Below are 24,111 nucleotides of genomic sequence, written 5' to 3'. Positions count from 1 at the left end.
CGCTGTCCTCCTGCTCCGCTCGTGTCGGACTTCCAGTCGATGTACCTCACCTCGTCCAGCGCACCGCAGGGCGCTCAACCTGCGTACTCCCGCTGGCCAGGAAGCTGACCGAGCACGAGGACGCCCTCTCTCCCCCAACTCCCTGCACGCATGGGAGCAGTGCCGCGAGGCCGGCAGCCGGCGGCGACGTCCGACCATCGAGAAAGCGCTTTCTGCAACAGATCGCGCACGCGATGGCGTCCCGAAGTGGCCCTCCTGGCGGCCATCGTGCAGATCGAAGAACCCATGACCGAACCGCCTTCGAGCACAGCACACAGCACGTGCCGAGACCTACCGCAGGAGGACACCATGAGCCATGTCGCCGACGAGATCGCGAGTCAGCCGGAGTGCTGGCGCCGTGCCATGACGTTGACCCCGGAGGGTCTGCCCGAGCCCGGTGAGCGGGTGGCCGTGGTCGGGTGCGGCACCTCCCTGTACATCGCGCAGGCGTACGCCGCGCTGCGCGAGTCCGCCGGGCTGGGCGAGACCGACGCCTTCGCCGCCTCCGAGTTTCCCGTGAGCCGCCGCTACGACCGGATCGTGGCGATCACCCGCTCGGGCACGACCACTGAGGTCCTGATGGCCCTGGACCAATCGGCCGACCTCGGCATACCCAGAGTCGCGATCACTGGTGACCTGTCGACGCCGATCAGCTCATCCGCCGACCATGTGATCGACCTGGGATTCGCGGACGAGAAGTCGGTGGTGCAGACCCGGTTCGCCACCACGTGCCTGGTTCTGCTGCGCGCCCACCTGGGTCTGGTCCCCACCGATCTGTCCGAGCAGGCCCAGCGAGCCCTGCTCACCCCGCTCCCCGAACGCGCCACCGAGGCCGTTCAGTTCACCTTCCTCGGCACGGGCTGGACGGTCGGCCTGGCCCACGAGGCGGCGCTGAAGCTGCGTGAGGCGTCCGGTTCCTGGACTGAGTCGTACCCCGCGATGGAGTACCGGCACGGACCGGTCAGTGTCACCGGACCCGAGAGCACGGTGTGGTTCTTCGGCGAGCCGCCGACCGGTCTGCTGGACCAGGTCCTGGCCACCGGTGCAAGCACGTCGGTCTCGTCGTTGGATCCCCTCGCGGACCTGGTCCGTGCGCAGCGTCTGGCCGTCGAGTTGGCCGAAGGCAGGGGACTCGACCCCGACCAGCCGCGCAACCTGACCCGCTCGATCATCCTGGACCGGCCGTGAGCAGCAGATGCGTCGTCGCACTGGACGTCGGCGGCACCCACATCAAGGCCTGCGTGATGGACGAGGACGGCTCGCTGCTGCACACCGAGCGGCGGGACACCGGTGCCGGTCGCGGCCCCGACGCGGTGCTCGAGACGGTACTCGGCTACGCCGCCGACCTGGCCGGTCGGTATGAGCCCTCGGCGGTGGGCATCGTGGTTCCGGGCGTGATCGACGAGGCATCCGGAACGGTCGTCCTGGCCGCCAACCTCGGCTGGCGGGACGTGCCGATCCGGCAGTGGCTCACCGATGAGCTCGACCTCCCGGTGGCCTTCGGGCACGACGTCCGGGCCGGCGGCATGGCCGAGGCCCGGCTGGGCGCGGGCCGGGACAGCCGCAGCTTTCTGTTCGTCCCGGTGGGCACCGGCATCGCGGCCGCGGTGGTCCTCGACGGCCGGGTGCTGCTCGGCGGCCACGGCAGCGCCGGCGAACTCGGTCACTTGGTGGTACGGCCGGGCGGTGACCTCTGTCCGTGCGGCAATCGGGGCTGTTTGGAGACCATCGCCTCGGCCTCCGCCATCGCCCGCCGCTACCGCCAGGCCACCGGTGATGCCGACGCCACGGCCGAGGAAGTCCTCCGGCGGTCCGAAGCCGGCGACACCACTGCGGTCGAGGTCTGGCGCGATGCCGTCGACGCCCTCGCCGACGGACTGAGTACCGCAGTCACCCTTGTCGACCCCGGACGCATCGTCATCGGCGGCGGCCTGGTCCGAGCCGGGGAGCCGTACCTCGGTCCGCTGAGGGCGGCCCTGGCCGAACGGCTGACCTTCCAGACGGCACCGGCGGTCGTGCCCGCCGAGCTGGGCCACCAGGCCGGCTGCCTCGGCGCCGCGCTGCTCGCCCGCGACCTGTGCCGGAGCCGGTCGGCCCAACCGGGCATCGGCCCGCGCAGAGCCCGGCGTTGGGAGTCGGTGTGATCCTCACCGTCACGCTCAACGCCGCGCTCGACGTCACCTACCGGCTCGACGGATTGCACCCGCAGGGCAGCAACCGGGTCCGGGAGGTGGCGGACCGGGCCGGCGGCAAGGGGATCAACGTCTCCCGGGTGCTGCACACCCTCGGGCACCGGACCGTCGTCACCGGCCTGATCGGTGGGCCGACCGGCGAGGCGGTCCGCAGCGACCTCGCGGCGGCCGGCCTGTCCGACCGCCTGGTGCCGATCGCGGGCGAGACCCGGCGGACAGTCGCCGTCGTCGACGAACAGGCCGGTGACACCGCGGTGTTGCTCGAACCAGGGCCAGTGGTGTCCGCCGCCGAGTGGGCGCACTTCCTCGAACGGTTCGACCGTCTGCTGCCCGGTGCCTCGGCCGTGGTCCTCTCCGGCAGCCTGCCGGGCGGGCTGCCCGTGGACGCCTATGCCGTGCTGCTGCGCAGGGCGCGAGCGCACGGTGTGCCGGCCGTCCTCGATGCCGACGGCGAAGCGCTGCGCGCCGGCCTTGCGGAGGCACCCGACCTGATCAAGCCCAACGCCGACGAACTCGCGACGGTGAGCGACAGCACCGACCCCCGTACGGCGGCAGAGGCGCTGCTGGCCGCCGGTGCCCGCGCGGTGGTCGCCTCGCTCGGCGCGGACGGGCTGATCGCCTGCGCCCATGAAGGCAGTTGGCGGGCTCGGCCACCGGAGCGCGTGGCCGGGAACCCGACCGGAGCCGGGGACGCGGCGGTCGCCGTGCTGACCCTCGGCCTGATCGCAGGAGAGCCGTGGCCGGTCCGCCTGGCCCAGGCGGTCGCGCTGTCCGCCGCGGCCGTCGCTGCGCCGCTGGCCGGTGACTTCGACGCGGCCGTCCATCGCCGCCTGCTGGACCGAGTCGAGGTCGAACCTCTCACCACCCGCGAAGGAGAATCCGCATGCCACTGACCCCTACGGGCGAGATCGTCGACAAGGCCGTGACCACCGCGCGCGGCGTCGGCGCGTTCAACGTCATCCAGCTCGAACATGCCGAGGCCATCGTGGCCGGGGCCGAGGTCGCCGGATCGCCGGTGATCCTCCAGCTCAGCGAGAACGCCGTCCGCTACCACGGCGCCCTGGCCCCGGTCGGCGCCGCGGTCCTCGCGGTCGCCCGTGCCGCCGACGTGCCCGTCGCTGTCCACCTCGACCACGCCACCTCCGTCGAGCTGGTCCACGAGGCCGTCGAACTCGGCTTCACCTCGGTCATGTTCGACGCCTCCGTGCTGGACTACGCCGAGAACGTGCGGGCCACCGCCGATGTCGTGGCGTTCTGCCACGAGGCCGACGTGTGGGTCGAGGCCGAACTCGGCCAGGTGGGCGGCAAGGACGGCGTGCACGCCCCCGGCGCCCGGACCGATCCGGCCGAGGCAACGGCCTTCGTCGCCGCCACCGGTGTGGACGCCCTCGCCGTCGCCGTCGGCACCTCGCACGCCATGCTCACCCGCGACGCGGCGCTGGACTTCCAGCTGATCGGTGAACTGCATGCGGCAGTCCCCGTGCCGCTGGTCCTGCACGGATCCTCCGGCGTCGCCGACCACCACCTCACCGCCGCCGTAGACCACGGCATGACCAAGGTCAACATCGCCACTCACCTCAACCAGGTCTTCACCACCACCGTCCGCAGGACGCTCGCCGGGGACCAACGCCTCGTCGACACCCGCCGCTACCTCGGCGCCGGACGCACGGCCATGGCGGCCGAGGTCACCCGGCTGCTCGGCGTCCTGCGGTCCGCCCCGCGAGAGAGCCTGCTGTCGGCGTCCTGAGTCATCGAGCCGAACAGTTCGGTAAGTGCTTTCCAAGCGGCCCACCATATTCGAACCTTTGACCGACACCACGCTCCGACCTGTCCTCACGCCAGGACGGAAGGCGCTTTCCACCAATGGATTCCCACCCACAGCAAGAGGAGATTTCTCATGTCCCGCAAGGTGATCGGCGTCGTGATGAACGGCGTGACCGGCCGAATGGGCTACCGCCAGCATCTGGTCCGCTCGATCCTGGCCATCCGGGAGCAGGGCGGTCTCGCCCTCGGTGATGGCGAGGTGCTCTGGCCCGAACCGATCCTGGTCGGCCGCAACACGTACAAGCTCAAGGAGCTGGCCGACCGGCACGGCCTGGAGCACTGGACCACTTACCTGGACGAGGCGCTCGCCCACCCCCTCGCCGAGGTCTACTTCGACGCCCAGGTGACCCCGGCCCGCGAGCCGGCGATCCGAAAGGCGATCGCGGCAGGCAAGCACGTCTACACCGAGAAGCCGACCGCCGAATCCCTCGACGCCGCCCTGGAGCTGGCCCGTCTGGCCCGCGATGCCGGGGTGTGCAACGGCGCGGTGCAGGACAAGCTGTTCCTGCCCGGCCTGCTCAAGCTCAAGCGGCTGGTGGACGGCGGCTTCTTCGGCCGGATCCTGTCCGTGCGCGGCGAGTTCGGCTACTGGGTGTTCGAGGGCGACTGGCAGACGGCCCAGCGTCCGTCCTGGAACTACCGGGCCGAGGCCGGCGGCGGCATGATCCTCGACATGTTCCCGCACTGGCAGTACGTGCTGGAAGGGATCATCGCTCCGATCCGCTCGGTGTACGCGCACACCGCCACCCACATCCCCGCTCGCGTCGACGAGCAGGGGCGCCCCTACCAGGCGACCGCCGACGATGCCGCCTACGGGATCTTCGAGCTGGAGGGCGGCATCACCGCCCAGATCAACTCCTCCTGGGCCGTCCGGGTCGACCGCGACGAACTGGTGGAGTTCCAGGTCGACGGAACCGAGGGAAGCGCTGTGGCCGGACTGCGCAACTGCCGCTTCCAACATCGCGCGGCCACGCCAAAGCCGGTGTGGAACCCGGATCTGCCGGTCACCGAGTCCTTCCGCTCGCAGTGGCAGCAGGTGCCCGACAACGGCGAGTTCGACAACGGCTTCAAGGTCCAGTGGGAGCTGTTCCTCAAGCACGTGGTCACCGGCTCCCCCTACCACTGGGACTTGCTCGAGGGCGCCAAGGGCGTCCAGCTCGCCGAGCTCGGCCTGCGCTCCGCCGCCGCGGGTCGCCGCCTCGACGTGCCCGAACTGGAGATCTGAACCATGACCGCCCTGCACCTCCCCGGTACCGACGGCCTGCGCCTGCACCGGATGCGCAAGCCCGAGGCCCTGCCCGTCCACCTCACCGCGCCGACCAGCCGGGTCGCGTTCGCCGCCGCCCACGTAGTAGCCGATCCCTACGGCGACAACGCCCCCGGCGACCCGGCCGCCGTCGACTGGGACGCCACGCTCGCCTTCCGCCACCACCTGTGGGAGCTGGGTCTCGGCGTCGCCGATGCCATGGACACCGCCCAACGCGGCATGGGCCTGGACTGGTCCGCCACCCGCGAACTGATCAGCCGCTCCGGCGTCGAGGCCCGCGCCGTCGGCGGCCGGCTCGCCTGCGGAGTCGGCACCGACCAACTCCACACTCCTGCCGCGACGTTGCCGGACATCCTGGCGGCGTACGAGGAACAGCTCACCGTCGTCGAAGAGGCGGGTGCCCAGCCGATCCTCATGGCCAGCCGCGCGCTCGCCGCCACCGCGGAAGGGCCCGGGGACTACCTCCACGTCTACGGCAGGCTCGTCAGCCAGTCCCGGCGGCCGGTGATCCTGCACTGGCTGGGCCAGATGTTCGACCCGGCGCTGGCCGGCTACTGGGGCTCCGCCGACCTGGACCGGGCGACCGACACAGTGCTCGTCCTGATCAAGGAGCACGCCGACCGGATCGACGGCATCAAGGTCTCCCTGCTGGACGCCGACCGGGAGATCGCCCTCCGGCGCGCGCTGCCCGAAGGTGTCCGCCTCTACACCGGCGACGACTTCAACTACCCGCAGCTGATCCGCGGGGACGAGGTCGGCCACAGCGACGCCCTGCTCGGCGTCTTCGACCCGATCGCCGTCAAAGCCGCAGCCGCCCTGCACGCCCTGGACGCCGGCGACCTCGACCGGTACGACGCGCTGCTTGCGCCCACCCTGCCACTGGCCCGGCACCTGTTCGCCGCACCGACGTACCACTACAAGACCGGCATCGTCTTCCTCGCCTGGCTGGCCGGCCACCAGAACCATTTCACCATGGTTGCCGGCGCCCAGAGCGGGCGCTCCGTCCCGCACCTCGTCGAGCTCTTCCGCCTCGCCGACGCCGCAGGGGTCCTGCCCGACCCGGAGCGGGCAGCCCACCGGATGCGCCAGTTCCTCGCCGTCGCGGGGGTGGACGCACCATGAGCGAGCGCAGCGAGCGACGCACGAGCCCGGCCGGGCTGTCGCTCAACCAGATCACCACCAGGAACTGGAGCCTTCCCGAGGCCGTCCAGGGCTGCGTGGACGCCGGTATCCAGGCGATCGGACTGTGGCGGGACAAGGTTGCCGAGACCGGCATCGACCGGGCGGCGAAGGTGGTCCGCGAGGCCGGCCTGACCGTCAGCAGTCTGTGCCGGGGCGGTTTCCTCACCGCCTCCGTCCCCGAAGCCCGCCGTGCCGCGCTCGCCGACAACCTGCGCGCCATCGAGGAGGCGGCCGCCCTCGGCACCGACACGCTGGTGATGGTTGTCGGCGGCCTGCCCGAGGGCAGTCACGACCTGAACGGGGCTCGGACTCGAGTCGCCGAGATGCTCGCCGAACTCGCCCCGCGTGCGGGAGACTTCGGGGTGAGGCTGGCGATCGAACCACTGCACCCGATGTTCTGCGCCGACCGAGCCGTGGTCTCCACCCTGGGACAGGCGCTCGACCTCGCCGAGCAGTTCCCGGCCGAGCAGGTCGGCGTCGTGGTGGACAGCTACCACGTCTGGTGGGATCCGCAGCTGGCCGGTCAGATCGCCCGTGCGGGAAACCGGATCGCCGCGTACCAGGTCTGTGACTGGACCCTGCCACTGCCCTCCGACGCCCTGCTCGGCCGAGGCCATGTCGGCGACGGTCACATCGACTTCCGGACGATGACCGATCTGGTCACGGCCGCCGGATACACCGGCTGGATCGAGGTCGAGATCTTCAACCAGCAGATCTGGGACACTCCGGGCGAACAGACCCTGGCCACCATGATCGAACGTCACCTCTCCCATGTGATCGGCTCATGAAGGTCGTCATCGCCCCGGATTCCTTCAAGGGAACGGTCACGGCCCCCGACGCCGCCAGGTCACTGGCCGAGGGATGGCGGTCGGTCAGACCGTGGGACGAGCTCGTCCTGCGTCCGATGGCCGACGGCGGCGAGGGCACCCTCGCCGCCGTGGTGGCCGCGCACCGAAGCGCCACCGTGCACGACGTCCCCGGTTGCACGGGCCCGGACCGCCGCCCGGTCACCGGCCGGTTCGCGCTTCTGCCGGACGGAGCGACCCTGGTCGAACTCGCGGTCGCCAGCGGTCTGCCCTTGATGGCCGAACCCGCCGCACGCACCGCGACGACGCGCGGCACCGGCGAGACCATCGCCGCCGCCCTCAGCCAGGGCTGCAAGCGACTGATCGTCACCCTCGGCGGTTCCGCATCCACCGACGGCGGCACCGGCCTGCTCGGCGCACTCGGACTGCACCTGTTCGACGGCAACGGTCACCGGCTCGCCGACGGCGGCGCTGCGCTCTCCCACGCCGTATGCGCCGACCTCAGCGCGCTCCGGCCCCCGCCGCCCGGCGGCGTCGTGCTGCTCACCGACGTCACGAACCCGTTGCTCGGCCCGAACGGTGCCGCCGTCGTCTACGGACCTCAGAAGGGCGCGTCCGCCGAGGATGTCCTGCTCCTCGAACGCGGCCTGACCCGGCTCGCCACCCTGCTCGGCGGGGACCCGGCCGCCACGGGCGCCGGGGCGGCCGGTGGCACCGCGTACGGCCTGATGGCCGCCTGGGGCGCCACGGTGACCCCGGGCGCAGCCGCCGTCGCCGACCTGCTAGGACTCGACGAGGCCCTCGCCGGGGCCGACCTGGCCATCACCGGCGAGGGCCGCTTCGACGCCACCAGTCTGCTCGGCAAAGCGGTCGGTGAGGTACTCTCCCGCGCCGCCTCGGCAGGTGTTCCGGCCAAGGTTGTCGCCGGCGAGTCCGCCCAACCGCAGGCCCTGGCACTCGCCGACCTCTCGGGAAGCCCCTGCGCAGCCCGCGCGGACGCCGCGGGCTGGCTCCGCCACGCGGGCGCCCACCTCGCCCGTTCGGCTGGTCAGCTCCCGTATGCGGGGAGCGAGTAGGACGGAACGGTCAGCCCCGAGCAGGCATCGGTGGCGGGACTGCCCGGTGTGGCGTTCAGGATGATGCCGGCCGGCGCGCTGATCGGGACGGTCTGACCGGTGTCGCTGAAGGTGTTGGAGGTGTAGACGGTGAACGCGTCTGCCTCGCTCTGGCGCAGCGTGGCCGGGGACAGCTGTCCGAGGGTGACTCCGGTCGAGTGGGTCGAGTCGATGAAGGTGTTGCCGTAGTAGTTGATGTTGCTGATGCCGTTCGGGGTGACGTTCTCGTAGTAGGCGATGCCCTCGTGGGCGAGGTCGGTATAGGTGGTGACGTTCAGCGTGTTGGAACAGGCGTCGATGTTCTGCAGATCCTGGGGGTAGGTGGGGTCGCTGTAGACGTACAGCAGGACCGGGGTTTCGTTGAGGTAGTTCGCGCCGACGGTCACCGGTCCGTCGGTGTTGCGGAGCTTGATCCCGCCGTACGCCGAGTCCGGCCAGCCCTGCACCCAGTTCTGGGTGTACCGTCCGCTGACGCCCTTGAGATAGGCCGCGTGGTCGCGCAGCGAGGGGGTGCCGGGGTCCGCGTAGATCACGTTGGAATCGACCGTCAGGTTCGCGTCGAAGCCGGTGTACAGGCCGCTGCGGTACTGGCCCTGGGAGTTGTCCAGGACCAGCTCGGTCTGCAGGGTGCCGAGCTTGGTGGCGAGGGCGACGGAGGCCGGGCTGGGGTTCATGGCCGCGTTGGTGGACTGGTTGGTCCAGTCCGGATTGCCGGGCCACTGGTCCAGCCAGGACAGCTTGGGCAGGTACAGGCCGATGATGTTCTGCTGGAGGGTGAGGTTGCTGGTCCGGTAGAGGCTGATCGGGACTGCGTCGGTGCTCTGGCTGCCGTGCAGGAAGACGGCGTCCTTCACCGTGTTGGTGCCGACGATGTGGTTGAGGATCAGCTGCTCGGTCGCCGGGCTGTTGAGCTGGCTGATGTAGCCGTGCGAGTCGCTGAAGACGTCGCGCTGAAGGACGGCACTGCTCCGGGTGCCGTTGACGCCGACCTGGATGCTGTCGAAGAACAGGTCCTGGATGGTGATCGTGCCCGTGCGGGTGGTGTTGGTGCCGGCCGGGGTCTCACCGAACACCAACTCCGGCGCGGTCGCCTCGATGACGGTCGGCGTGGCGCTGTCCGACTCGCCCGCCACCGTCAGCGCGTTCGGCAGCGAGATGGACGCGGCGATCTCGTATCTGCCGGTCGGAAACCACACGTTGCTGCCGCTGCTGACGGCGCACTGCACGGCCGCGGTGTCGTCCGCCCTGCCATTCCCGGCCGCGCCGTAGGCTTTGACGCTGACGAAGCCGGCCGGTGCCCAGTAGCCGGAGTGCTGAACGCAGCTGCTGGCGGCAGCCACGCTCTGTCCGGGCAGTGCGAGCCCCAGCAGGGCTGCTCCCGCGAGAAGTGCCGTGAACGGGCGTAGTGCTCTGCGTTCTCTTCGCATGACTTCCTCCTCGGACCATCGCTGTCATCCGGACAGTGGCGGTTGGCCGAGCAAGCTAGGGCTGCCGGGAGAGAGCATTCAAGGCGTAATCACCGGCCCTCGGATCCAGGGATTCCGCTTCTGGGCCTTACCGGTTGAGGTTGTAGACGCGGGCCGCGTTCCGTCGAAAGACGGCGTCCTTCTCACTGGGACTCAGCGCATCCGTGAGCTGCTCGGTGAGACGGACGATGCCGCCGTAGTCGGTCTCCAACGTCGACACGGGCCAGTCGGATCCGAAGAGCAGGCGCTGAGGGCCGAAGGCGTCCAGGACGGTGTCGGCGTACGGCTGGAGATCCTTGACACTCCAGGCACCGGGTCTGGCCTCGGTGACCATGCCGGAGAGCTTGCACACGGTGTTGGGCAGGGCGGCCAACTGCCGTATACGGTCCGACCATGGGGTGAGTTCCTGCGTGGCGATGGGCGGCTTGCCCAGGTGGTCGAGGACGAAGACGAGGCCGGGAAGCCCGGATGCGGCGGCGATGGCGGCGGGCAGCTGGTGCGGCGTGATGACCAGGTCGTAGGCCAGCCCGGCCTCGGCCACTGCGTTCAGGCCGCGCCGGACGTCCGGGCGCAGCAGCCAGTTGGGGTCGGGCTCCTCCTGTACCTGATGCCGGATGCCGACCAGGCCGGCCCCGCCCGGGCCGTCCCTGAGACCGGCGAGCGTGTCGGCGATGTCGGGCGCGGTGAGATCGGCCCAGCCGACCACTCCGGCGACCAGTCCCCCGCAGGCGGAAAGGGCCAGCAGTTCCGGGGTCTCCTTCGGTCCGCAGACGGTTTGCACCACCACGCCGGCGGTCACCCCGGCTGCTCGCGCCTCGGGTTCCAGGTCGCTGACGGAGAAGGAACGGTTCAGTGGGCCGAGCCGCTCCCCGGTGATCCAGCTCTGCGGCCGAACTTTCAGGTCCCAGACGTGGTGGTGGGCGTCGATGATCTGATGGCTGGTCACGATTGCTCCGGATTGACGATGATGACGTCCAGAGTGCGCGGGCCGTGGACGCCTTCGACTCGGTCGAGTTCGATGTCGCTGGTGGCGGAGGGGCCGGAGATGAAGGTCAGTGGGCGTGCCGGATCGAGGTGCGCGAGTGCGTCGGGGACGTCGTCGTGGATCTGCTCGGCGCGGATGACACACACGTGGTAGTCGGGGACCAGGGTGAGGGCGCGCCGTCCCTGGCCGGGGCCGGTGTCGAGCACGATCGTGCCGGTGACGGCGATGCCGGCGGCGGCGAGGGTGAGGGCGCCGTCGAGCAGGTCCAGGGCCGGGACGTCCAGCGGCGGATCGTCGTACTGCCACTGCCATGGCCCCTCGGGCAGTGCGTCGGCGCGAAAGCCGGGCGGCAGTCCGATGCGGCGGATACCGCGGGTGGTCAGCACCTCGGCGATGGCGCGAGGCAGCCCGGCCGGAGTCGTGCAGGTGACGGCCGCCCGGTAGTCGGTGAGGCGATCGGCGAACAGAGCCCCGATCTCCTGTCCTGGATCGACATGGCTGGACCGGTAGGTGCGGCGGAGCTCGACGTCGTCAGCAGTCTCCTCTGCAGGGACGTCGACGAGCGCGGCGCGGATGCGCTGCAGAATGGTCTCACGGCTGCTCACTGGTCGGCTCCGTCCCGGTTTCTGCGCCACCAGGCGCGAAATGACTCGTTCGGGGGTGCGGGGGTGTCCCGGGTGTCGGACCAGCCGTGCAGCGGGCCGGGTAGCCGTCCGATGCTGCCGTCCCGGGCGAGCGCACGGCCGCCGAGCGCAGCGGCCTTCTGGGCGGCGGCGAGCAGGAGCGGGGAGTCGAGGACGGTGGCGGCAGCCTTCATCGCCAGCGCCTCGGCGGTCGGCAGGCGTCTCGAACGCCGCTCGGACTCGACGGCCCTGGCCCTCAGGTGGGTCAGCAGCTGGGGGATGTCGATCTTCACGGGGCAGGCGTCGTAGCAGGCTCCGCACAGGGTGGAGGCGAACGGCAGGGAGGCAGCCTGCTCGACCCCGACCAGTTGCGGGGTCAGGACGGCTCCGATCGGCCCGGGATAGACGGAGCCGTAGGCGTGGCCGCCGGTGCGCTCGAAGACCGGGCAGACGTTCAGGCAGGCGGAGCAGCGGATGCAGGCGAGGGCCTGACGGCCGACGGGGTCGGCGAGGGTGTCGGTGCGGCCGTTGTCGAGCAGCACCAGGTGGAACTCCGACGGGCCGTCCCCGTCGGTGGTGCCGGTCCAGGTGGAGGTGTAGGGGTTCATCCGCTCGCCGGTGGCGGAGCGGGGCAGCAACTGCAGGAACGCTTCCAGGTCCTGCCAGGTGGGGATCACCTTCTCGATGCCCATGACGGTGATCAGGGTCTGCGGCAGGGTGAGGCACATCCGGCCGTTGCCCTCGGACTCCACCACGACGATCGTGCCGGTGTCGGCGACGGCGAAGTTGGCGCCGGAGACCGCGACCTTGGCGGTGAGGAACTTGCGCCGCAGGTGACGGCGGGCCGCCTCGGCGAGTTCGACGGGTTCGTCGCCGAGGCCCTCGGGGGCGGGCTGACCCCAGTGGTGCATCTGGCTGGTGAACAGGTCGCGGATCTCGGTGCGGCCCAGGTGGATGGCCGGAACCAGGATGTGGGAGGGGCGGTCGTCGGCGAGCTGGACGATGAGTTCGGCCAGGTCGGTCTCGTAGGCGGTGATCCCGGCTGCGGCAAGGGCCTCGTTGAGGCCGATCTCCTGGGTCGCCATGGACTTGACCTTCACGACCTCCCGCTCGCCGGTGGCCCGCACCAGTCCGGTGACGATGCGGTTGGCCTCGGCCGCGTCGGAGGCCCAGTGCACGGTGCCGCCCGCCGCGGTGACCGACTGCTCCAACTGCTCAAGGTACTGGTCGAGATGGCGTGCCGTACTTTTCTTGATCGCGGCGGCGGATTCCCGCAGCGCCTCCCAGTCGTCCAGTTCGGAGGCGACGGCGAGCCGCTTGTCGCGGATCGTGGTGGTGGCCCGCTTCAGGTTGGCGCGCAGCCGGGTGTTCTTCAGCGCGCTGCGGGCGGCGTCGGGGAAGGACGGGGAGCCGAGCCAGACGACGCCGCGATCACCGGGGTTGCTCATCGCGCTGCTCCTTCGGTGGCGGCGAGGATCTCCGCCAGGTGCATGGTCCGCACCGTACTGTCCTGCCGGGTCAGGCCGCCGCCGATATGCAGGAGGCAGGAGTTGTCGGCGGCGCACAGCACGTCGGCACCGGTGGCCAGGACTCCGGCGGCCTTGTCTGCGAGCATCACGCCGGAGGTCTCGGCGTTCTTGACCGCGAAGGTGCCACCGAAGCCGCAGCAGGAGTCGGCGGCGGGCAGGTCCACCAGGTCGATGTCCCTGACCGCGCGCAGCAGTCGCAGCGGCCGGTCCCCGAGGCGCAGTCCGCGCAGCGAGTGGCAGGTGGGGTGGTAGGTGACGCGATACGGGAAAGAGGCGCCGACGTCCGTGACACCGAGGATGTCGGTGAGGAACTCGGTGAACTCGTGGACGCGTGGCACCAGTTCCGCCACCTGTTCCTGGAGCGGGGCCTGCCCGTACTCTCCGGCGAGCACCGGGTGGTTCTCCCGGATCATGCCGGCGCAGGAGGCGGACGGCGTGACCACGGCGTCGTAGTCGGCAAAGGTCCGTGCGAAGCGGGCCACCAGCGGGACGGAGTCAGCTCGGTAGCCGGTGTTGAAGTGCAGCTGACCGCAGCATGTCTGCTCCTGCGGGAACTCGACGGTGTGGCCGAGCCGTTCGAGCACGGTCACCACCGCTCGGCCGGTGCCGGGAAACAGGGTGTCATTGAAGCAGGTGATGAACAGGGCTACACGCATGGTGGCCGGCTCCGGTGCGGGAGGGGGAGGTGGTCGGGCAGCAGGTGTTCGGCCAGGAGGTCCTCCCAGAGCGCGTCCGGGATGTCCAGGTCGAGCAGCCGCGCCGCGTCGGTGACCTCCTCGGCCGAACGGGCTCCGATCAGCACGCCTGCCACGGGCTGCGGAGCGAGGGCGAAGCGGACCGCGGCGGCGCGGAGCGGTACGCCGTGACGCTCGCAGACGCTCTGCATCCGCAGGGCGCGGTCGACCAGCTCCGTCGGCGCCGTGGCGTAGTCGAAGGTGGCTCCGGGCTTGGGGGCGGCCAGCACACCGGAGTTGAAGACGCCGCCCACGATGACCGACACGCCGCGCCGGGCCGCCTCGGGCAGCAGCTCCGTCATCGCGCCCTGGTCGAGCAGGGTGTACCGCCCGGCCAGCAGCACCACGTCGATGTCGGTGTCGCGGACGAAGCGAGTCAGCATCTCGCACTGGTTCATACCGACGCCGATCGCGCCCACCATGCCTTCGGCGCGCAGCTGCGCCAGGGCCGGGTAGGCCTGGCCGATGGCCTCGGCGAAGTGGTCGTCGGGATCGTGCAAGTGGACGATGTCCACCCGGTCCAGTCCCAGCCGTTCCAGGCTGGCCTCCAGGCTGCGCCGGACGCCGTCGGCACTGAAGTCCCAGACCCGGCGGTGGGTCGCCGGTACGGCGAAGCCGTGGGCGAGGTCGTCGCCGTCCGCGCCGGGAACGGGTTCGAGCAGTCTGCCGACCTTGGTGGCGACGGTGTACTTTGCCCGGGGGCGCCCGCGCAGGGCCGCGCCCAGGCGGCGCTCGGAGAGGCCGAGCCCGTAGTGGGGTGCGGTGTCGAAGGAGCGGATGCCGGCCGCCCAGGCCGCCTCGACCGCCTCGGCGGCGGCCTCGTCCGTGACCGGTGTGAACAGGTTGCCGATCCCGGCGGCGCCGAAGGACAGCCGGGTGACAGTGGTGGAGCTGCGGCCGAGCTTGGTCTGTTGCATCGCGGTGGTCCTCATCGGGCGGCCGGGCGCAGTCGCAGGCCGGCCATGCCACCGTCCACCGCGAGCGCGGTGCCGGTGACCGAGGCGGCGGCGGGCGAGGCCAGGTAGGCGATGGCGGCGGCCACCTCTTCGACGTCGACCAGACGGCCTTGGGGCTGGCGTGCGGCCAGTGCGGCGCGTTCGGCCTCCGGGTCCTCGGCAGCGTCGAGCAGGCGTCCGACCCACGGGGTGTCCACCGTGCCTGGATTGACGCAGTTGACCCGGATGCCCTCACGGACATGGTCGGCGGCCATGGCCAGGGTCAGCGACAGCACGGCGCCCTTGCTCGCCGAGTACAGCGCGCGCTGCGGCAGGCCGGCGGTGGCAGCGATCGAGCAGGTGTTCACCACCGAGGCCCGGGCGGAACGGCGCAGGTACGGCAGGGCGGCCCGGGTGGTACGGACGACGCCCAGGACGTTCACGTCGAGGACCTGGTGCCACTGCTCGTCCCGGTTGTCCTCCACCGTCCCGGCAGCGCCGATGCCCGCGTTGTTGACCAGGATGTCCAGCCCGCCAAGGGCTTCGGCGGCGGACTCGACCGCCGCCCGTACGGAACGGTCGTCGCTGACGTCGGCGGCGAAGCCCAGGAGCGGATCGCTCAACTTGTCCGGTGCGAGGTCGAGGACGGCGACCCGCGCGCCCCGCCGGGAGAGCAGGTCGGCGGTGGCGAGGCCGATGCCGGAGGCGCCGCCGGTGACGAGCGCGGTGAGCCCGTCGAGTTCCCTGGTCACGCCGCGGTCTCCGATTCCTGGTCGTGTGCCCGATCAGCTGCCCAGAAGGCCCCGTGCGGGTAGGTGTAGGTGTCGATCGAGCTCTGGTGCATCTCCGCGGAGAATCCGGGCACCGTGGGAGCCCGGTAGTGACCGTCGGTGATCACTACCGGGTCCAGGAAGTGCTCATGGAGATGGTCGACGAACTCGATGACGCGGTCCTCCGTGCTGCCGGAGAGCGCGACGTAGTCGAACATCGAGAGGTGCTGGACGAGTTCGCACAGGCCCACGCCGCCCGCGTGCGGGCAGACCGGCACTGCGAACTTCGCCGCGAGCAGCAGGATGGCGAGGTTCTCGTTGACCCCGCCGACCCGGGCCGAATCGAGCTGCAGGACGTCGATCGCACCGGCCTGGAGGAGCTGTTTGAAGACGATGCGGTTCTGCACGTGCTCGCCGGTGGCGACCTTGACCGGGCTGACCTCGCGCCGGATCGCTGCGTGCCCCAGCACGTCGTCGGGACTGGTGGGCTCCTCGATCCAGTACGGGTTGAACTCCGAGAGCGCCTTGGTCCATTCGACGGCCTCGGGCACGCTCCAGCGCTGGTTGGCATCGATCGCCATCCGGATGCCCGGCCCGACGGCAGCGCGGGCGGCCCGGCAACGGCGGATGTCGTCCTCCAGATCGGCACCGACCTTCAGCTTGATCTGGGTGAAACCGTCCGCCACGGCCTCGAGGGCGAGGCGGGTGAGTTTCTCGTCGGAGTAGCCGAGCCAGCCGGGCGAGGTGGTGTAGGCGGGGTAGCCGCGCCGCAGCAGCTCGGCCGCACGCTTGCCGGCACCCTCCTTGCCGCGCCGCAGCAACGCCAGAGCCTCCTCGGGCGTGAGGGCGTCGCTGATGTAGCGGAAGTCGATCTGGGCCACCAGCCACTCGGGATCCGCCTCGGCGAGCAGCTGCCACAGCGGCTTGCCCTCGCGCTTGGCTGCCAGGTCCCACACGGCGTTGACCAGGGCGCCGACGGCCATGTGCATCACGCCCTTCTCGGGGCCGAGCCAGCGCAGTTGGCTGTCGCCGACCAGGTCGCGGTACAGCGAGCCGGGGTCCTCGCAGAGCTCGGCGACCGAGCGGCCCACGACATGGTCGCGCAGCGCCTCGATGGCGGCCACCTGGACGTCGTTGCCGCGCCCGATGGTGAAGGTGAAGCCATGACCGTCGTGCTCACCGGTCGAGGTGCGCAGCACCAGGTAGGCGGCGGAGTAGTCGGGGTCGGGGTTCATCGCGTCGGAGCCGTCCAGCTCCCGCGACGTGGGGAAGCGGATGTCGTAGGTGTCGACGGCGACGATCCGCGCGGTGTCTGCGGACAATGGTCTGCCTTTCATGCGTTGTTCTTTCAGGCGTCGATGAAGGCCTGGCGCTGGGCGCCGAGGCCGTCGATGGACAGTTCCACCACGTCTCCCGCGCGCAGGTACGGCGTTCCGGGCAGACCGAGGGCCACACCGGCCGGTGTTCCGGTGTTGATGACGTCGCCGGGGCTCAGCACCATGTACTGGCTCAGGTACCGGACGAGGTACGGGACGTCGAAGATCATGTTCTTGGTGTTGCCGTCCTGCCGTGTCTCCCCGTTGACGGCCAGCCACAGGCCGAGCGACTGCGGATCGCCGACTTCGTCCGGCGTGACGAGCCACGGGCCGAGCGGGTTGAAGGTCTCGCAGGACTTGCCGAGGTCCCACTGGGCGGAGTACTCGAGCTGGAACTCCCGCTCCGAGACGTCGTTGCTGATCGCGTAGCCGGCGATGCACTCCATCGCAGCGGCCCGGTCCGCCAGGTAACGGGCCGTGCGGCCGATGACGACGGCCAGCTCGACCTCCCAGTCGGTCTTCACCGAGCCTCGCGGGATCAGCACCTGGTCATGCGCCCCGACCACCGTGGACGGATCCTTCATGAAGACCACCGGGCGCTCGGGGACAGCCGCTCCCGTCTCCTCGGCGTGGTCGCGGTAGTTGAGGCCCACGCAGACCACCTTGCCGGGGCGGGCGATCGGCGGGCCCACCCGGAGCCCGTCCCCGTCGAACACCGGCAGAGTGCCGTCTGCGAGGGCCTCGCGGACCCGGTCGATTCCGCCGGAGGCGAGGAACGGCCCGTCGATGTCCCTGGTCAGGCCCGAGAGCGCGAATGTACGGCCGTCGTCGGACCGGACGGCCGGAACCTCCTCGCCGGGTGCGCCGACACGCAACAGCTTCATGTCCTACCTTCTGTGGTTCCCGGGGCCATGTGGAAGACCTCTTCCATCTGCGTCCACCACTCCCCCTTGCGAGCGGAGGACAGCCGTATCTGGCACGGATCGGTCAGGCTCCACCACTCCTGGGTGACCGGATCCTCGGCGATCGATGCCATGTCCGCGGCGAAGTCCTCGCCGTGGTACTCGAAATACCCGAACAGCAATCCGTCGCTGTGGAAGATCGAGTAGTTCGTGATGTGGTGTGATCGGAGTGCGGCCAGTACACCCGTCCATGGCTCGGCGTGCAGCCGTTTGTACTCCTCGAGCTTCTCCGGGCGTACGCCGATCACCATGCCGAACCTGCGCACGTGGGTCACCCTCTCCGCCGGTTGTCGATCGCGTCCCGGTTCCAGTCGATGCCCAGTCTCGGGGTGTCGGGCGCGACCGCGTGGCCGTCCTCGATCCGCAACTGGCTGTGTGTGACGGCGCGGAGCTGCGGGATGTGCTCGACGTAGCGCCCGTTGGGGATTGCGGCGACCAGGCTCACATGCAGTTCCATCAGGAAGTGCGGACAGACGTCGACGTTGAAGCTCTCGGCGAGGTGCGCGACCTTCAGCCAGGGTGTGATGCCGCCGATCCGCGCCACGTCGACCTGCACGATGGCCGCCGCTTGCTGCTCGAGGTAGGCGCGGAACTGCGCCATCGAGTAGAGGGACTCACCGACCGCGACGGGAATCACCGTCGACCGCGCCAGGGCGACGTGGCCGGCCACGTCGTCGGCCGGCAACGGCTCCTCGAACCAGGCGAGACCGAGCGGCTCGAACGCTGCTGCCCGCCGCCGCGCCTCGGCGTACGTCATCGACTGGTTGGCGTCGACCATGATGTCCATGCCCGGACCCACGGCGTCGCGGATTGCGTGCAGACGCTCGACGTCCTGCTCGATGCGGTCCTTGCCGATCTTGAGCTTCACGCCGGGCCAGCCTGCGGCCTGCGAGGCGACGGCTCCGCGTACCAGCTCGTCGGTCGACAGGTGCAGCCATCCACCCTCGGTGTCGTAGAGCGGCACGCGCCGGCGGAACCCTCCTGCCAGCCGCCACAGTGGTTCGCCGGCGCGCTTGCACCGCAGATCCCACAGGGCTGTGTCGACCGCAGCCAGCGCCAGCGACGTGATCGCGCCGACCGTGGTCGCCCTCGTCGACGCGAACAGATCGGCCCAGATGCGCTCGACGAGGGCGGCGTCGGCACCGACCAGCCGTGGCAGCAAGTGCTCGCGGAGCATGGCGAGTACGGACATCCCGCCGGTTCCGATGGTGTACGAGTAGCCGGTGCCGGTGTTGCCGTCGTCCGTCGTCACTTCGACGAAGACGGTCTCCTGCCTCAGGAACGACTGGACCGCGTCCGTGCGGAGTCGTTCCACTTCGATGTCGACCAGGTAGGCGGTCGCGTCGACGATTTTGGTCATGCCTTGATCCCTGGGTTGGCTGGTGGCGGGCGGTGCGGACGGCCCGCCCGCCACCAGTCGTCGTCACGTGCTGTTACCGGGCTCCCTTGAGGCGCACTCCGATGGTTCGCAGGAGCTGCTGTTCGGCCCAGGGAATGGTGCCGTCCGGCTTGGGACCCACGTTGAGCAGGAGGTTGCTGCCACTGGCCCAGGCCCGCTCGATGATCGCGAGCAGTTCCTCCGCGGTCCGGTAAGCATGGTCGGTGGGGACGTAACACCACGTCTTGTTCATGGTCAGGCAGGTCTCCTTGGGACCGTCCAGCACCGTGGTGGTGTTGAAGCCCGCCGTGTTCTCACCGGGGAGGTCGTTCTCGAAGCCCTGGACGTCCTCACCGGGCGGCAGCGGCACCGACTTGCGGTTGTTGAGGACCACCGCGTCGGGCTGCAGACGGTGGACCATGTCGTACAGCTCCGTGTAGCCGAATTCACCGCCGGGGGCGAACCAGTCCGCTTGGTCGCGGGCCCAGCGGGAACGCGGCCAGTCGCCGTCGAACCAGACCTGGGCGAGGTCGCCGTACTGGGTGCACAGCTCCTCGACCTGGCCGTGGAGGAAGCCGACGTAGTCGTCCCAGGCGAGCTTGGACTCGTGGCGGAAGCGGAAGGCCGGGTGGTGCCAGTCGACCAGCGAGACGTAGGCCCCGAGCTTCATGTCCCGCTTCGCGCAGGCCTCGGCGAGTTCGGCGATGGGGTCCCGGCCGAAGGGGGTGTTGGTGACCTTGTAGTCGGACAGCGCGGTGTCGTACATCGAGAACCCGTCGTGGTGGCGGGTGGTGACGGTGATGTAGCGCTGTCCGGCGGCCTGTGCCAGATCGGCCCAGGTGTCGGCGTCGAAGTGCGCGGCCTCGAAACGACCGACGAGCTGCTCGTAGTCCTCCACCGACGTTCTCGCTTCGAACATGTTCCATTCGCCCTGGCCGTGCAGGGCGTACAGCCCCCAGTGGACGAACATGCCGAACTTCGCGTCGCGGTACCAGGCCAGGCCCTCGGGTGAGACCTGTCGTGCTGTCATCATCCTTCTTCTTCCGTGTCGCTCGCGGAACGGCGCTGGAGTCAGGCCGTCTTCTGGTAGAGGCGGATCAGGTACGGGAGAACGCGGTCGGTGAGGGCGGTGGCCAGAGCCGGGTCGACCTGCTTGCCGGACAGCCCGGACACCTGGTCGCGCATCGACTCCAGGAGGGCCGTCGCGCCGGCGTAGTCGCCGTGCTGCACCCGGTCGACGACGACCTGGCTGGACTGAGGAAGCGCCTGCGCCGCCCCGTCGGTGATGGTTCCGTCCTTGGCGGCGGCGACGAGGGCCTTGTGCAGCATCGCGGCGTCCGTGGGGGCGTGGGTGGACCGGCTCAGGGTGATGGTCACCGGCCCCGGGACGGTGTCGCCGTGCATGGTGAGCTGGCCCCCGTTGCCACCACCGGCGAAGGAGTACCGGGCGCCCTCGGCGCTGACCGTGAAGGGGACCCAGTCGTGCACGTGGATCGTGCGGCCCTGGATGTGGTCGACGCGCATCGCCCAGCCGCGGCCGTCGCCCAGGGTGATGCGCAGCCAGGTCCCGTCGAGCGAGCCGTCCTGCGGCAGGTCGCCGTCGACGGTGATGGTGTCGGGCTGGTCGGTCACCGGGCCTGGAGCGCCGGTGCCGGCGCTGGTGGTGGCGACGGCGTGGACGGTCAGGTCGGCCGGCGCGTCGAGGATGTACCCGCGGGTCCGCACGCTGCCGTTGCCGTAGGCGTATCCCCACTGCACGGCCCCGGTGGCCTTGTCGATGCGGGCGACGGCGACGTGGCCGCTGAAGGTGACGCCCTGGACGGTGCGGGGCTTGTCGTCGTTGCTGAGGTAGACCAGGTCGGTGAAGCTGCCGCCGTCGACGACGGCGGTGGTGGTCTGCGGGTCGCCGTCGGGCGCGGGCAGCCACTGGACGCCGTTCACCAGCGGCTGCTGGTTCTTGCGCCAGGTCTCGTACACCGCGCCGTAGAGCGTGGTCTGGTCGGGGTCGACCTGCCGCAGGCGCTGGAAGTGCCAGTTGGGGAAGTCGTCCTTCCTGGCCGCGTCCTGAAGGGTGCGCCGGTTGGTCGGGATCTTGGAGAAGATGAGCTGGTCGCCGGACTGGCCGTTGATGTAGGCGCGCACCGAGCTGCCGGTGTCCTTGCCGGTCCAGGTGAAGTTCATGTCCCGCTCGCCGTCGGCGGTCTGGGGGTCGCGCATGAGGGTGCGGTAGTCGGGCAGGCCGACGTTCCGGCCGGTGGCGGTCAGGTAGTCCTGCACGGTACCGGTGTGCGGGGTCAGGTCCGTGGACGCGGTCAGGGTGTCGCTCTCCTGCTCGGAGGCGCGCAGGAAGTCCCGGTGGGCCTGTCCGCCCTTGAGGGTGCTGAGGTCGACGGCGTACGAGCGGTTGCCGGCGAGCTGGACGAGCATGACCAGGCGGCGCTTGGTGGTGGTGCCGTTCCCTGCCGGGCCGGGGTCGCTCGCCTCGACGAACTGGACCTTGCCTCCGCTCGCCGTGCCCGGGTCGTAGCCGAGGACGGCGGCACGGGTCGGCAGGCCGCCCTGCTGGGCATAGTCGGTGTTGTCCTTGGACCAGACGAAGGGCACGTTGTGGCCGACGGCGTCCATCTGGAAGTAGCGGTAGCCGGACGGGTTGTGCGCGTAGCCGACGTCGGGCACCGCCTCGACGCCCGCTCCCCAGAGCATCATGTCGAGGTCGCCCGCGTGCTGGTGGCCGGACGCGTAGGGCGGTCCCTGCTCGATCTGCGGGGCGTTGAGGTGGATCTGGGTGGCGTCGGTGGTGTCGCCTTGGGTGAGGGCGTAGTGGCCGTAGTCGTAGAGCTCGATGTTGTGCAGGTCGGCGGCCTGGATCGGGCTGTCCGCGGTGAAGGTGGAGAGGTTGTCGGGACCGACCCAGGTGTCGTTGAGCGGCACCAGCTGCCCGTTGGGCAGGTGCATCGCCGCGTCGACCTTGTCGGCCTGGGCGATCAGCGGGTAGCGCAGTGAACCGAGGTCGGAGTGGTCCAGCTTCAGCCCGTAGGTGGAATCGGTGTAGCCGGCCGGGTCGGTGAAGTTGTCCTTCAGCATCTGGAAGGCCTGCTTGGCGAGCCCGGTGACCTGGTCCTGGTAGGAGATGGTCGCCTCCTTCCACAGGCCCGTCGCGTAGAAGGACTCGCCGGTGTACACGTGGTCCATGGCCGGGACGAAGAGCCGGATCATGTCGGGGTCGTTGAGCACGCAGGCGGTGCCCATGACTTGCGCGATGCCGTAGGGATCGATGTTGTCCGAGTCGGAGTGGTAGAGGTTGTACTGGTTGATCACCGCCTGGCGGAACCAGTCCTCGACCTCGGAGCGGACGTCGACTCCTGTGTCAGCCGCGAGGGCTGCCCACTGTCCTGAGTGGTAGAGCAGGTCGTAGGCGTAGACCGCGTCGATGGGCACCGTTTTCTGCGGTCCGAAGCCAGCTGTCCCGGGATTCGCGAAGTACGGCACGGACGGGTAGCTCTCGGTGAACTGGCGGAGGATCAGGATGGCGGCGCGGGCGTAGTGTTCGTCGCCGTTCTCCTTGTAGAGGTCGGCCAGTCGACGCGCGTCCTGTTCGATGGCCGGGTGATCGGTGAGGCCCTTCCGGGAGGCTGCGGCGGTGCGGGCGGCTGCCGTCAGATCGCTGTCGGACATGGCGAGCAGCGGTGCGACGGCTTGCTGCTTGTCGGCGTCGGACTGGTCGGCGATGCTGGTCCACTGACCACCGCCGAACATGTTCCGCGGGTTCTTGACCGGGTGCTGCACGTCGGCACTGGAGTAGCGGCCGAGCCCGGCGGTGGTGAGGCCGGTCTCCACGGTGCCGGGGGTGAACCAGGCGGTGCCGGGGCCCGAGAAGTACAGCTCGACGCGAAGGGCGTCGGTACCGGCAGGGGTGCGCAGGAAGGCGGCGTCGCCGGTGAAGGTCGTCGCGGAACTCCGCCCGGATCCGGAGGTGGTGAGGTCTGCGCCGTTGCTCTGGAGGGGAGTACCGGCGTGCAGCGGCGTCACTTTGATCGTGGCGCTGGTGCCCGTGCCACCGCCGACGATCTTCACCGTGGTCCGTACGGCGTAGTCCGCGCCCGGACGCGCGGGGAAGTCCTTCCAGAGCGAGCCCTGGCTCCCGCTCGCGGCCTGGATGCGCAGAGTGGGCCGGCCGTCCTGGGTGACGGTGGTGTCCTGAGTGAAGTCGGGAGCCTGGGCGGTGTAGGCGCGCTCCTGCCAGCCGTCGATGCTCTGGCCCAGGTCCCGCGTGGCGTCCTGGACTCCGGCGAGGTCGTCCAGATACATGGTGCCGGTGGTGCCCGGCACACCGGTCTGGGTGACACGGACGCTGGTGGTCTGCGTCCAGCCCGAGCCCGTGGGGGCGATCGGCTGCTGGGCGGCGACCTGCTTGCCGTCGAGCCAGGCGTCAAAAGTGCCCGTGGTGTTGTTCACCACGGCCTTCACCGGGTACCAGCGGCCCGAGGTGTACGTCGTGGAGCCGGGGACGCCGCCGACGGTGAGAGTGCCGGACCTGGTGAAGGTGAGGAGGTTCTGGTACAGCGTGCCGTACGTGCCCTGGCCGCTCACCAGGAACACGCTGCGGTCGTGCGTGGTGTCATCGAAGTACACCCTGGCGGTCAGTGTCAGCGTGCCGGTCCAGCTGCCGTAGCGCTGGAAGGACTCGGTGGCGGTGGTGGCGGAGGTGAACCGCAGCGCCTTCCCGGAGCCGTCGGGGTCGGCGGCGATCGCAATGGCGTCCGGGCTGGTGGCCGTGGTGTTGAAACCGCCGAGGGTGCCGTCTTCGAACGTCACGTTGAACATGGAGGTCGCGGCATGGGCCGGTGTGGCAAGCATGGGTGCCGTGATGCCCAGGGTGACGGCCGTGGACAACGCGATGCCGGCGAGGGTTCTGCGCTTCATCGGTACCTTGATTTCCGCCGCTGTCCTGCCCAGCGGCCGGGATGAGGGGAAGTTTCGACGGGCAA

The 24,111-nt window shown here is 70.1% G+C and carries 21 protein-coding genes; 8 read left to right on the top strand and 13 right to left on the bottom strand.

What is annotated here, in order from left to right; genetic code table 11:
• Positions 1–348: 348 nt before the first annotated feature.
• The 8 genes from AB0M27_RS30070 (at position 349) to AB0M27_RS30035 (ending at position 8,386) form a co-directional block, all read left to right on the top strand.
• Positions 349–1,227, top strand: a complete 879-nt coding sequence (locus tag AB0M27_RS30070; protein ID WP_365726120.1) for an SIS domain-containing protein — start codon at positions 349–351, stop codon at positions 1,225–1,227.
• Positions 1,224–2,183 carry an ROK family protein gene (locus AB0M27_RS30065; protein ID WP_365726119.1) on the top strand — a complete coding sequence of 320 codons (960 nt, stop codon included), beginning with the start codon at positions 1,224–1,226 and terminating at the stop codon, positions 2,181–2,183. The genes AB0M27_RS30070 and AB0M27_RS30065 overlap by 4 nt, the downstream gene beginning before the upstream one ends.
• Positions 2,180–3,124, top strand: coding sequence for a 1-phosphofructokinase family hexose kinase (locus AB0M27_RS30060; protein ID WP_365726117.1), 945 nt, complete (start codon positions 2,180–2,182; stop codon positions 3,122–3,124). The genes AB0M27_RS30065 and AB0M27_RS30060 overlap by 4 nt, the downstream gene beginning before the upstream one ends.
• Positions 3,115–3,978 (top strand): class II fructose-bisphosphate aldolase, encoded by an 864-nt coding sequence (locus AB0M27_RS30055; RefSeq protein ID WP_365726116.1) that lies wholly within the window; start codon positions 3,115–3,117, stop codon positions 3,976–3,978. Before AB0M27_RS30060 ends, AB0M27_RS30055 begins: the two co-directional genes overlap by 10 nt.
• A gap of 150 nt (positions 3,979–4,128) precedes the next feature.
• The gene (locus tag AB0M27_RS30050) at positions 4,129–5,280 is read left to right on the top strand and encodes a Gfo/Idh/MocA family oxidoreductase (RefSeq protein ID WP_365726114.1); all 1,152 of its coding nucleotides are present in this window, start codon (positions 4,129–4,131) and stop codon (positions 5,278–5,280) included.
• Positions 5,281–5,331: 51 nt separating this feature from the next.
• Positions 5,332–6,444 (top strand): dihydrodipicolinate synthase family protein, encoded by a 1,113-nt coding sequence (locus AB0M27_RS30045; RefSeq protein WP_365726131.1) that lies wholly within the window; start codon positions 5,332–5,334, stop codon positions 6,442–6,444.
• Positions 6,441–7,292, top strand: coding sequence for a sugar phosphate isomerase/epimerase family protein (locus AB0M27_RS30040; RefSeq protein ID WP_365726112.1), 852 nt, complete (start codon positions 6,441–6,443; stop codon positions 7,290–7,292). Before AB0M27_RS30045 ends, AB0M27_RS30040 begins: the two co-directional genes overlap by 4 nt.
• Positions 7,289–8,386, top strand: a complete 1,098-nt coding sequence (locus tag AB0M27_RS30035) for a glycerate kinase (protein ID WP_365726110.1) — start codon at positions 7,289–7,291, stop codon at positions 8,384–8,386. The genes AB0M27_RS30040 and AB0M27_RS30035 overlap by 4 nt, the downstream gene beginning before the upstream one ends.
• Here AB0M27_RS30035 and AB0M27_RS30030 read toward each other — a convergent pair.
• The 13 genes from AB0M27_RS30030 to AB0M27_RS29970 form a co-directional block, all read right to left on the bottom strand.
• Entirely contained in the window at positions 8,359–9,852 is a 1,494-nt protein-coding gene (locus AB0M27_RS30030) for a glycosyl hydrolase family 28-related protein (RefSeq protein WP_365726108.1), read from the bottom strand. The two genes, AB0M27_RS30035 and AB0M27_RS30030, sit on opposite strands and share 28 nt — an antisense overlap.
• A gap of 127 nt (positions 9,853–9,979) precedes the next feature.
• Entirely contained in the window at positions 9,980–10,837 is an 858-nt protein-coding gene (locus AB0M27_RS30025) for an amidohydrolase family protein (RefSeq protein ID WP_365726106.1), read from the bottom strand.
• Positions 10,834–11,481, bottom strand: coding sequence for a lactate utilization protein C (locus AB0M27_RS30020; RefSeq protein WP_365726104.1), 648 nt, complete (start codon positions 11,479–11,481; stop codon positions 10,834–10,836). The genes AB0M27_RS30025 and AB0M27_RS30020 overlap by 4 nt, the downstream gene beginning before the upstream one ends.
• Positions 11,478–12,947: a LutB/LldF family L-lactate oxidation iron-sulfur protein gene (locus AB0M27_RS30015; protein ID WP_365726103.1), complete on the bottom strand. Its 1,470-nt coding sequence runs from the start codon at positions 12,945–12,947 to the stop codon at positions 11,478–11,480. The genes AB0M27_RS30020 and AB0M27_RS30015 overlap by 4 nt, the downstream gene beginning before the upstream one ends.
• Complete coding sequence (locus tag AB0M27_RS30010) at positions 12,944–13,684, bottom strand: (Fe-S)-binding protein (RefSeq protein ID WP_365726101.1); 741 nt, start codon at positions 13,682–13,684, stop codon at positions 12,944–12,946. The genes AB0M27_RS30015 and AB0M27_RS30010 overlap by 4 nt, the downstream gene beginning before the upstream one ends.
• Positions 13,675–14,679 carry an aldo/keto reductase gene (locus AB0M27_RS30005; protein WP_365726100.1) on the bottom strand — a complete coding sequence of 335 codons (1,005 nt, stop codon included), beginning with the start codon at positions 14,677–14,679 and terminating at the stop codon, positions 13,675–13,677. Before AB0M27_RS30005 ends, AB0M27_RS30010 begins: the two co-directional genes overlap by 10 nt.
• An 11-nt stretch (positions 14,680–14,690) precedes the next feature.
• Positions 14,691–15,449, bottom strand: coding sequence for an SDR family oxidoreductase (locus AB0M27_RS30000; RefSeq protein ID WP_365726099.1), 759 nt, complete (start codon positions 15,447–15,449; stop codon positions 14,691–14,693).
• Positions 15,446–16,789 (bottom strand): L-fuconate dehydratase, encoded by a 1,344-nt coding sequence (locus AB0M27_RS29995; RefSeq protein ID WP_365726097.1) that lies wholly within the window; start codon positions 16,787–16,789, stop codon positions 15,446–15,448. Before AB0M27_RS29995 ends, AB0M27_RS30000 begins: the two co-directional genes overlap by 4 nt.
• A gap of 26 nt (positions 16,790–16,815) precedes the next feature.
• Positions 16,816–17,667 carry a fumarylacetoacetate hydrolase family protein gene (locus tag AB0M27_RS29990; protein ID WP_365726095.1) on the bottom strand — a complete coding sequence of 284 codons (852 nt, stop codon included), beginning with the start codon at positions 17,665–17,667 and terminating at the stop codon, positions 16,816–16,818.
• The gene (locus AB0M27_RS29985; protein ID WP_365726094.1) at positions 17,664–18,011 is read right to left on the bottom strand and encodes an L-rhamnose mutarotase; all 348 of its coding nucleotides are present in this window, start codon (positions 18,009–18,011) and stop codon (positions 17,664–17,666) included. Before AB0M27_RS29985 ends, AB0M27_RS29990 begins: the two co-directional genes overlap by 4 nt.
• 5 nt (positions 18,012–18,016) lie before the next feature.
• A complete protein-coding gene (locus AB0M27_RS29980) occupies positions 18,017–19,105 on the bottom strand; it encodes a mandelate racemase/muconate lactonizing enzyme family protein (protein WP_365726092.1) in 1,089 nt (362 codons plus the stop codon).
• 73 nt (positions 19,106–19,178) lie between these two features.
• Positions 19,179–20,156, bottom strand: a complete 978-nt coding sequence (locus AB0M27_RS29975) for an alpha-L-fucosidase (RefSeq protein ID WP_365726091.1) — start codon at positions 20,154–20,156, stop codon at positions 19,179–19,181.
• A gap of 38 nt (positions 20,157–20,194) precedes the next feature.
• Positions 20,195–24,046, bottom strand: a complete 3,852-nt coding sequence (locus AB0M27_RS29970) for an alginate lyase family protein (protein ID WP_365726088.1) — start codon at positions 24,044–24,046, stop codon at positions 20,195–20,197.
• Positions 24,047–24,111: the final 65 nt, after the last annotated feature.

Source organism: Streptomyces sp. NPDC052107, from assembly GCF_040680215.1.
In the GTDB taxonomy this organism is placed as follows: Bacteria; Actinomycetota; Actinomycetes; order Streptomycetales; family Streptomycetaceae; genus Streptomyces.
This window is presented reverse-complemented; position numbering and strand designations above follow the sequence as displayed.